This window comes from Allochromatium palmeri (assembly GCF_009720725.1).
In the GTDB taxonomy this organism is placed as follows: Bacteria; Pseudomonadota; Gammaproteobacteria; order Chromatiales; family Chromatiaceae; genus Thermochromatium; species Thermochromatium palmeri.
This window is the reverse complement of the sequence record NZ_WNKT01000046.1, coordinates 23,107-32,752: the sequence shown is the minus strand read 5'-3', so window position 1 is coordinate 32,752 and position 9,646 is coordinate 23,107. Positions and strand designations below refer to the sequence as shown.

Below are 9,646 nucleotides of genomic sequence, written 5' to 3'. Positions count from 1 at the left end.
CAGACGGATGACCATGGTGACTTTAGACCTGCTCGTGTTCAGTGTGGACGCGACGGGCGGCTCTCAAACTCCTCGACAAGCCGCTGGAGAACCTCGCGGGCGAGGAACAAAGGGTAACTCCTTCGCGGTACATAATCACACGGGACGCAACACCTATGATAGAGTTTTGTCGTAGGTCAACAATAAAACCAAGCATTTCAGTAAAAAATTTGAAGAGAACCATGGAGTATAAGATGCTGAAAATGACTTCTCAAATCTTGTTTGTAAGTGGTGTGTTTGTTTTTTCGTCTATCAGCCAAGCCGGATTGCGTGATTGGATTTATGAACCAAGTTACGAAATACAAAAAGAATATATTCAACCAATATCTGATAAAGATCAGTTATGTTCTGCAAAATGCGAAATAGAGCTACTAAATTGCAATGCCACTAATGAAGCAAGAGCTTCTAGTTGTAGTGATGGTTCAGATTTTGCAGCCGGATTAGGAAATACACAAACGAGTTCTGATGTTATGTCTGTTGCAATCGGTGCTGCTATTTTAGCTGTTGCAGCATTAACCCTTGAAGACTGTTTTGGTATAGAAGACTGTTTAAGCGGTTATGAATCTTGTTTTACTGAATGTGGTGGCACTATAAAAGAAGAAGAAGTTTGTATTAGCAATTGCGAAATAGACGAGGTTCTAAAGTCTTTTAAAAAAATTGGAACTGAAGAGAAATTGGTAATTAGTCACATTAAAAAATATTTAGAAGGTCAAAGTGGTGTTCATATTGCTCCCGATATATCGCCAAATAAAATCGATGGTTTTCTGAAAAAAACTGGCGATATCCTTAAAAAAGAAGACATACCCCTTGCTTTAATAGATAACACTATTTTTGGCGGTGCCTCTGAGGGGTTTTCAATATTTAAAGATTATTTTATATACAAAAAATCTTTTAGTGATCCTGTGAAAATTTATTATAGCTCAATAAGAAATGAAGTAGTTCAAAAGTTAAAAGAAACAAAAAAAGGCAAAAAACTTGAGCCTTATTTGCTGGTAAATAATCATGAAATGTTTGTTTTTTCAGAAATTGCATATAGGTTTTCTCAATTTTTAAATCATATGCGAGCAATTAAAACATCTCCTAATCAAGCTGTTTCAGATTCTGAAATTATAAATCCATGGGATTAAATAAAAACCAGAGTCGATAATGCAGACGTATTCACGTATTTTGGGTGTTCTCGCACTGACTATTCTCAGTGGCTCGATTTCAGCGAAATGCCTGCCAAAACCGGACGCCAACCCAGAATGTCGATACCCAGCCGGGGACTCCTGGTGTGCTGAAAAAGATCGGGCCAATCCCTACGCTTACTCGGATCAATGTTTGGCGGCGGCTTCAAGTGCAACTGCAACCGATGTCCAAACGATCCGCTTTTGGAATACGAACAAGCTGTATGCCAACCAAGGTATATGCGTAGCGACATTCTTTTTCGATAGCGGACTGCAAGTGATCGAAAACCTGCAAGTATCATTTGCAGCCATGAACCCTTCGGGCGAGCAGGTTGCAACCGAAACCCTGAAGATCGCCAGTTTCGGGAATAATTCCGCAAGTCGCTACGCCGATGCACTCGCTGAAAGTGAGCATTTTTGCGATGATGATCTGACGATTGTTGTCGATCAGGCTACGGCGATCATCGACGGTCGAAAAGTCGATCTGTTAGCCCAAAAGGTACTGGTTGCTGAAGCATTCAAACCATTCAGGATTCTCATGTCTCCGGAGTCTACAACGAAAACCAAACCTTCAGCGTCCGTCATCGAAGGCCGCATTGAAAGCTACATTTGCGGTGATAACTGCTATCTGACCATCGCCGATGCGCAAGGATACATTCATACAGGGTTGTGCGTTTCTGAGACGCTGTGTAGCGACTGGAACGAAGCCGGAGACATGCCCGCTTCATTCAAGGGTAAAGCGGTTAAGGTTTCGGTTGGCTGGGGTGAGCAGACCGACGGCGAAGGTAACGTTATGGGCATGATGGAGACGTTTGAACGCATTGAATTAATGCAATAACCTGAAAAAATCTATCAATCTTGTAAGCAAAAAAATCCTGATGGCGCAAAGCCATCAGGAAAGATATGAAACAGTGATTATTTTAATTATCGCTAACCTGAAATATCGAATTCGATTTTGAACGGTTCGCGATACGAACACAACGTGATCAGCGTTTCTCCAGTCGCTGTTAAGATACGGATCATCGAAGAAAACGAAGGAATGTCGGATTCCTTGTCAGGCATTTGATCCTCGCAAACATTGTAGATTTTGACATGCTCGACGTTATCGATATTGATACGATGGGCCATCTCTGCATCTCCGGTAGATTTGATGAAAACTGCACTATTCATCTGTATATCTACGATACCGAAAACGAAGAAGCTCAGTGTATTAGACGTGGCAGGGTAGCTTAAACTTCAACCGGAGTCGCAAGGCCCTTTTTTTATGCCTGCTCGATCAATCGAGTTTGACAAGCCGGTTTCAAATCCGTAAAGTCTAGCCAGCCATTCATGCCCTCCAAGGCTATTCGAGCCTTGCATCATCGGGCCGTGCGTTACCCTGCAACTCGACTATGAGCAAAATGCTTAGGGGTTGCTGTGTCTTTAACACACGGTTACGGTGAATATCGATGAAGAGTTTTCCTCTTGCTCCTCTTCCATCAACGCAGTTCCATGTCACGGCTCACTACCAGCTTCCGGGCTATAAAGAAGCCAAGCATAACGTGACGCTTATCGCCTCAAAACCGGATCGTGCGGCTGTTGAGGCCGTCTTACAGGGGCATCTGCCCGCGTTCTATATACGCTACAATCCCATTTACTGGTCTTCAGATCTATTTTCAGGATGTCCATGGCCTGAAGTAATCGAATCTAATCAGCATTCTATGCTGCTTGGGTTTGGTGACGAAGATAGTTCACGTCTTCTGGAGCTGAGTATCCATCAAGTACCCTGACGCCTGATCGGGTATTGCAATCTGCAACTAAAAAAACGTGCCCCGTAACAGGGCACGTCACGTTACAGTTCGGTTATCGACGATACACCCATCTCCAGGGCATCAATACCATTCCACTCAAACCGATCGCCAACCACAGCCAGCGATCCGGTATCCGCGTCAGGAGTTTGATCCATTCGCTCTGATACAGCGTCTTTGCACCCCGACTGGCAAATTTAGTCACTGTGACGAACCGTACTGCACCACTCCGTTCCAGTACCTCCAGCCCTTTCGGACCATACCAACTCGCGCGCTTCAGTATGTCGGTCGAAATCGATGGATCTCGACTGAGTTTCACGACCGATTCCCCGCCCAAACGCCACACCATGCCGCTATCGGCTCCAAAACGCGCACTAAAATTCGCCATGCGCTTCAGTGACCCGGCATCGGTCGTCTGCCCAAGCAGATACAGACCAGAGTGACCCGAGCGATCGAGCAGACGCTGAACATCGCCCAGCAGATCCGAGAGGCCATCGAGCGAGCGACTACGCCAAGCTTTGTCAGCGCCCTCGACCAGGGCGCGGCTCAACCATTTGGGTAAGTATCGCAGTTTGTGAGCGCCCTTTAGAACTCCGACCGTGGCCTTGACCGGCGTTGCGGTACCGAAAGTCGCTACCTGGAGACCGGTTGCAACCAGCCCAATTGTCGATAGTGCAACGATTACCGGATCGACTTCTTCATCCTGATTCCAGTTCCAGGCTTGCCAAGAAAGATCGCGAATATCGCCGATTACCAGGAAATTCGTCACCAATCCCGTCATTTGGCCAATCGTTTCATCTGACGTACCTCGAACCAGCCCTTCCTGGATATGTTTCAACTGATACTCTGGACTTTCGCGAATCGTATCGATCTCGGTTGCGAGAGCTTGCACAACTGTTTGATCGACGAACGGACTGTTCTCGAAATACTTCAGATACTCCGCCGCGTCTGCATAACGCTGTTCGGCCATTAGCTGTCGAACTTCAGGAATCGGATCAATCGGCGTTAAGGCCAGGATCTCAAGAGCCGAATGTTGCCAGAGTATCAATCCCGAGAGGGTTATTACCACGAATGCGATCAGTTTCATAAACATGACACATCACCTCAAAAATAACTGAGTAGTCCCACAAGGGAACTACTCAGCGAATCAGCGGATTGAGTTGCAAAACTACAGCAAACCCCGTTCGGCGAACGATACGCTCTCGATGTCGCCAATGACGATATGATCAAGTACGCGGACATCGATCATTGAAAGCGCGTTTTTGAGCGTTTGCGTGAGACGCAGATCAGACTGACTCGGCTCCGCAACTCCGGATGGATGGTTATGCGCAAAGATCACAGCCGCCGCATTGGTTTCGATCACCCGGCGAACGATTTCACGGGGATGGACATTGGCACCATCAATAGTTCCGCGAAACATTTCCTCGTAGCAGATCACACGATGGCGGTTGTCGAGGAACAGTACCGAAAACACCTCATACTCAAGCGCATAAAGCCGAAGCTTAAGATATGCCCTTGTCGCATCCGGGGATGTCATTACATCGCTTTTCACCAGATACTGTTTTTCGAGGCAGCGAATCGCTTGATTGATTAGCGACTGGTCTTCGTCAGTCAACTGCAACAGGCGTTTTGGATCATGTGGTAGCAACCGAAAGCGTGTTTGACGTTTCATGATTGCATACCTCAAGCCGCCAAACGTTTCCACTCGTTAGATTCGAGCAAACGTTGCACGCGCAATTCTCGGTTTAACCGAATACTGGCGGCATTGTGCTGACTGGCTTCACGAACAGGAAAATGTGTCGTCCAGTGGGTAAATGAATTGAACAAAGCCCACAAGTTTTGACCAATCTCCTGAGCCTCTTGATGGTAGTTCTCGATCAGACTCTGTTCGAGTTTTTCGTTGCCCTCGGCAAAATGCTTAACAACAGCTTCGAGATCGTACAGCGAGATTCGCTGATTCGACCATTGTTGCCATTGGTTAGCGTTCTCCAGATAGACATTGATGGTTTCATCCAGTTTGGAAATCACTGATTTGATGTCGAGTGATTTCGTATGCCGGATACTGGCGTGCATGAAGGTCTTGCCGATTACCATACCATTTGAACACAGTAACCTGAACCCACCAACACGGCTGCTGAAAGACGTTGAACCGTCATAGCTATTGATGATTTGCAGTTTTAGCTGTGTTTCATCATCGCTACGGCCAACTTGCACGGTATGCGCTGGGAAAGTGTAGGTCCGAAATGATTTCGCGCCATAGTTCGCAATCTCATTCTTTACGGTCATTCCCGATAGATCGAGTTGGCTTTCATGCAAGGCTTCATCAAACGCATCGAATGCTTCGGCGTTTGAAAGCAAATTGTAACCTTTGCCGTGAATGCCGAGCACTTCATTAGTATCGGTACGCACAACAGCTTGATAATTATTCGAGCGGGTATAGTTCCCATCATCGAAGATCGCACCAACCGGAACGAGTTCGACCGGAAATAGTAGATCATCGGCTTTGGTAACAGACGGTTTCTGTACTTGCGTAGCGTTAAGAATGGACATCGCTATCTCTCCAGATATTTGAATTGCAGTATCGCAAAAGACAAAAGGCGCAGAAGTGATAAGACAAACGTCTTACCATTTCCACGCCTTCTGTCTTGCCGCTGATGTGTCATTCAAGATTAATCTCACGATTGATTTTGATGACGCTGATTAATCTCTATATCTGAAGCACAAAAACGAAGTTCTCTCAGTCAAAAATATAGCAAGATAGGTTTCTGTTGAGACGACTATCGGAATCGAGAAGATACCGACCAGGGGGCAAGGTGCGCACTGGACGCATGTTGGTGGCGAACAGGGTTGGTGAAGGGAATGGAAGCGGATATGGAAGGAGACGGCGGTTGACCACCGCCGTCTGTCGGAGAGCAGCGAGTTTCAGCGTTACGGACTGAAACCTCGCTGATTTTGGATGTGAGCCGTTTAGCGGCTTGGCTGAAATACTGTGGGAATGGGGCGACTCCGCGCCCCGAGCATTACTTGGATGGAATCAATCGCGTCCGTGCGCATTCGGTTTGAGTATTTCGACTTTAAGCTAGCGTGAGATCAAATTACATGAACACTGTAGTCATCAAACAGATGATTGTTACTCGTGGGAATCTTTGCAGTCACTTCGATATGAACTTGATCACCCGGCTTGACTCCAGCAAGCTTCACCTTGTCCATAAGATTCCCATTTGGATAGAGGCGTACAATATCTCCTGTACTCTTTCGAACCTCAATGCCGGTTCTATACTCGTCTTCGAACTTATCGAAAATCTCAACAGTCCCCAAGTAAACTCCAGTTAATGGCTTCTTATCCCACAACTTGATCTTGGGATGCCGCTTTTTACCAGTGGGGCGTCCTCGATTGTAATGGAAGCGTTTACCGCCCCCTGAAGTCGAAACGGCAGCATGTGCCATAAAGCATCCTCCGTTGTTTAAAGAGCTTGGTCGATTTGGTCAGAGCCACCCTAGCAAGCTGACTTAATTGCTATGAGAGAAATATACGTGCGGGTTTCGAGCGAGTCAATACTTCTGGCGCAAAAAAATTTTCATGTGTATTGCCGAGGAGGATATTAGCCCGGATCGGCCTCTAATAAATACGCTAAAAATAGCTCTTAACTCAAATTAAATAATTGCATCGAATACCTTACGAAATAAAACTTATTCGATAGGCTATCGTTGTTAATGCGTAAGCATCATTTTTAATGCTTAGAAATCGTAGCAATAGCGTTAGAAATGATAACGACGATGATGCCTCGGATCGGCTCAGAGCACCCAAAATGAGCACGAAAAGATGTCGCTCAAGCCGATCCCGGACCACCAGCAACCACCTCGACGAGCGAGGCGAAGGTCATGCAGTACCTGTTTCGGGGTTCAGATCGGCACCGCTAGGGCGTTGCAGAGCACGGGCCGGGGTGAGTGCTATCCGGCCTAACCGATGCCGGTCGGGAGTTCTGTAGCGTCAGGGGCGCGGTATCGACGGGATTGGGCAAGAGTGGTTGTAGATGGGATCGGGATGGTGGAACTTGTTCGTCAACTAATCGTACCTGTTCCCTGCGTTCCCTGAGTTCCCGCTGTTCCCCCGTTCCCTGCAAGAGATGTCATCGACGCGAACAGTGACGGGACTCCGGCGTTGGCTTAGACCAGAGTAGTCGGGACAGGTGTCGACATGGATGTTTCGCCGGTCTTGACCCGGCGAGAGACCGATTTTCGGCCTGCAACCCATAGACCGAGGGAACAAGGGAACCAGGGAACACGGGGAACAGCCTGCATCCGCAGACACAGGCTGTTTCGTAGTTGACGTCGATTCAACGACCCGAAAATCTCAGTCGAAATCGCGCGGGAGAACAGCGTACAGATTCGTTGGTTGACCTTCGACTCGGATCTTCTTCGAGCGTTTATCCAAATCGTGCTCGACTAACCAATCGCTCTCCTTCAAAGCCTGCGAGATACGGCTTACATCGAAACCGCTGGCGGCTTTTTGCAAACCTGCCGAGGTGAACAAATAAACTCGTTGATCGCTGTTGGTGTTTTTACGCCACCAACCCGCACGCTCACGCACGTATGTGGAATTGTTTGGGTTATCGAGTTCGGAGAAGCAGGAGTCAGCATATTTGGAAATGAAATCCAAAATACGTTCCAAGATTTGCTGCGTTTCCGTTTTACCTTCACCACGATTTTCACGCCAAAGCTTGAAAGCCAAGGCAGCAGCATCGAGTGCTTCACCTGAAATCCACGGTACGATATTCCATTCGATGGCCAGTTCTCCGGCTAGTGCAATCAAGGCAAAGATTTTGGCGGCACGTCCTTCTACACTGATTTCGGATTTAAAATCTGATCGAGCTGCAATCTGTTCCAACTCTTTCGCATAGTCGCGATCATCGGCAATCAGCTTTTCAAGAAACTGCGGTCCGGCATGGCCATGATGAAGCGTAGCGTTGGCTTTCAAAGCATCCGCCAGTTCGCGTCCGCTCTGAAATCCATGCAACGTATCGAAAAGACCGTACTCACGCTGACATGGAATATCGATTAAGCGAACTTCTTGCCCGGTCTTGACGTGCTTACCGCCCTCCGCCATCGTGGTACTCAGAGTACGCTCACCTGATGAAAGCAGCATCACGCGCCAGTTCTTGACTGGACGCGAATTTCCATAACGATTAGAACGAATTTTTCCAACGCCGTTGCCAACACTATAGACAATTTCGCCGACGTCACGCGGATCGGCTTCGCTGATCTCATCAAGAATCAAGGTATTATCATTAACCAGTGCGGCTGCACCTTCAATCCCGTTGGCTGTTGCCCGCCAAGTACGCATGAATTTAGCGTCACTCCAACATGAGGATGCCATAAGCAGTGCCGTCGTTTTTCCAATCGATGAATCGCCGAAGAAATGTAATCCACCTTGATTCATATTGACTAACTTAAGCATTGGGCTGGCAAGAGTCGCTGAAATGCTAAGAATCAGCATGGGATTGCCGGAACAGTATTTAGCGATTTCATCACGCCACTGTTCAAAGGTTCCCGTTTGTCTAAATTCTTCAACATGCAAGCTTTCTGATTGAAAGCGAACATCTCTATCACCAATAATTTTGTTCGGCAACACAAAAACCATGTTGTCGCAATGCCAACCTGTCGTTGTTGCCGCCAGAACACGTCGCTCTGGATTACGACTGTCAAGGTAATCGATCAATAATTGACGTGCTTTTGGACTAATTTTCACGCCCAAATTAAGCAACTCTTTAATCAGATTATCACCGCTATACAAAAAATGCATTGGTATTGAAAGCTCATGCTTTTTTCCAACGCGATTCTTAATTGAAAGCAGTAATCCGAAATCGCTTTTTTCTCGCTCATCATGCGTTATAGCCAGCACATCAATCGGTGAGCAAACAAATTGATCCGTATCGACTTGCTGCTTTCCGCGAGTTTGGGAGTCGTGATAGTAAACACCTTCGGGACCGTAAAGATTTTTATCGAAGTGCACAGAAAATCCTGGACGCGGAACAACAGTCTCAGCCGGTTCGTCAAGATCCTGCTCATTGACTACCATCAAACTTGAATCGTTCGATTTGTTCTCTAAATCATGTCGGCTGTTCTGAAAAATATTGTAAATATCACGAAATATATCATCATCATCGTTGTCTACGAAAGACATCTCAAACGGATTCACACCTGACTTATTTTCGGTATCGGTATGAGAGACGTTAGACAAGTGCTTTGTCCAGAACTCTCCATGCATAAACTCTAAAATATCCGAATCTACTTGTTCCGATTCGTCTGTCTTAAGTAACTCTACAGGGCTTTCGTTGGAAATTGCTTGACTGTCTTCATCGTTATCATCAGCGCGAAAGTGTGGTGGGAAAATACAATCAATCTTGCTCATTTCATACTCCAAAAAGTTTCAGATCTGATGGAAACGGCTTTTAAAGATACTGTGCAGGCATCATTCATCATGGCCGTGATGTTTGAACCTGCGGATCGCATTCATACGAATGGTTGCCGTTTTGGTGCTAAATGAAATTAAAGTTTCACTATTCAAGCTACATTGCTGTTACTCCAAGTTTGATCATGAAATCCCCCCTTGCCGACGGCAAGGGAAGATTTTTTGGCGATTACTAATTAACG

The 9,646-nt window shown here is 46.5% G+C and carries 9 protein-coding genes; 3 read left to right on the top strand and 6 right to left on the bottom strand.

The window, feature by feature from the left end:
- Positions 1-233: 233 nt before the first annotated feature.
- Together GJ668_RS16310 and GJ668_RS20685 are read left to right on the top strand one after the other, a co-directional pair.
- Positions 234-1,166 carry a hypothetical protein gene (locus tag GJ668_RS16310; RefSeq protein WP_155451193.1) on the top strand — a complete coding sequence of 311 codons (933 nt, stop codon included), beginning with the start codon at positions 234-236 and terminating at the stop codon, positions 1,164-1,166.
- A gap of 19 nt (positions 1,167-1,185) precedes the next feature.
- The gene (locus tag GJ668_RS20685; protein WP_246194951.1) at positions 1,186-2,043 is read left to right on the top strand and encodes an IrmA family protein; all 858 of its coding nucleotides are present in this window, start codon (positions 1,186-1,188) and stop codon (positions 2,041-2,043) included.
- A gap of 92 nt (positions 2,044-2,135) precedes the next feature.
- Here the strand turns inward: GJ668_RS20685 and GJ668_RS16300 are convergent, their stop codons facing one another.
- Complete coding sequence (locus GJ668_RS16300; RefSeq protein WP_155451192.1) at positions 2,136-2,333, bottom strand: hypothetical protein; 198 nt, start codon at positions 2,331-2,333, stop codon at positions 2,136-2,138.
- A 320-nt stretch (positions 2,334-2,653) separates the two neighbouring features.
- Between GJ668_RS16300 and GJ668_RS16295 the strand changes: the two genes are divergently transcribed.
- Positions 2,654-2,974 (top strand): hypothetical protein, encoded by a 321-nt coding sequence (locus tag GJ668_RS16295; RefSeq protein WP_155451191.1) that lies wholly within the window; start codon positions 2,654-2,656, stop codon positions 2,972-2,974.
- 73 nt (positions 2,975-3,047) lie between these two features.
- On the opposite strand, the gene GJ668_RS16290 is transcribed toward GJ668_RS16295, so the two are convergent.
- The 5 genes from GJ668_RS16290 to GJ668_RS16270 form a co-directional block, all read right to left on the bottom strand.
- Positions 3,048-4,085, bottom strand: a complete 1,038-nt coding sequence (locus tag GJ668_RS16290) for a hypothetical protein (RefSeq protein WP_155451190.1) — start codon at positions 4,083-4,085, stop codon at positions 3,048-3,050.
- A 75-nt stretch (positions 4,086-4,160) separates the two neighbouring features.
- Complete coding sequence (gene radC, locus GJ668_RS16285; RefSeq protein WP_155451189.1) at positions 4,161-4,664, bottom strand: RadC family protein; 504 nt, start codon at positions 4,662-4,664, stop codon at positions 4,161-4,163.
- A gap of 11 nt (positions 4,665-4,675) precedes the next feature.
- Entirely contained in the window at positions 4,676-5,542 is an 867-nt protein-coding gene (locus tag GJ668_RS16280; protein WP_155451188.1) for a DUF932 domain-containing protein, read from the bottom strand.
- A 540-nt stretch (positions 5,543-6,082) separates the two neighbouring features.
- On the bottom strand, positions 6,083-6,439 hold the full coding sequence (locus tag GJ668_RS16275) for a hypothetical protein (RefSeq protein WP_155451187.1): 357 nt from the start codon (positions 6,437-6,439) through the stop codon (positions 6,083-6,085).
- A 907-nt stretch (positions 6,440-7,346) separates the two neighbouring features.
- A complete protein-coding gene (locus tag GJ668_RS16270; RefSeq protein WP_155451186.1) occupies positions 7,347-9,404 on the bottom strand; it encodes a DUF927 domain-containing protein in 2,058 nt (685 codons plus the stop codon).
- Positions 9,405-9,646: the final 242 nt, after the last annotated feature.

Excerpts from the sequence above, each read along its gene's own strand:
- GJ668_RS20685 (WP_246194951.1), top strand. The coding sequence starts at position 1,186 with ATGCAGACGTATTCACGTATTTTGGGTGTTCTCGCACTGACTATTCTC.
- radC (WP_155451189.1), bottom strand. The coding sequence starts at position 4,664 with ATGAAACGTCAAACACGCTTTCGGTTGCTACCACATGATCCAAAACGC.
- GJ668_RS16275 (WP_155451187.1), bottom strand. The coding sequence starts at position 6,439 with ATGGCACATGCTGCCGTTTCGACTTCAGGGGGCGGTAAACGCTTCCAT.
- GJ668_RS16300 (WP_155451192.1), bottom strand. The coding sequence starts at position 2,333 with ATGGCCCATCGTATCAATATCGATAACGTCGAGCATGTCAAAATCTAC.
- GJ668_RS16280 (WP_155451188.1), bottom strand. The coding sequence starts at position 5,542 with ATGTCCATTCTTAACGCTACGCAAGTACAGAAACCGTCTGTTACCAAA.
- GJ668_RS16295 (WP_155451191.1), top strand. The coding sequence starts at position 2,654 with ATGAAGAGTTTTCCTCTTGCTCCTCTTCCATCAACGCAGTTCCATGTC.
- GJ668_RS16310 (WP_155451193.1), top strand. The coding sequence starts at position 234 with ATGCTGAAAATGACTTCTCAAATCTTGTTTGTAAGTGGTGTGTTTGTT.
- GJ668_RS16290 (WP_155451190.1), bottom strand. The coding sequence starts at position 4,085 with ATGTTTATGAAACTGATCGCATTCGTGGTAATAACCCTCTCGGGATTG.
- GJ668_RS16270 (WP_155451186.1), bottom strand. The coding sequence starts at position 9,404 with ATGAGCAAGATTGATTGTATTTTCCCACCACACTTTCGCGCTGATGAT.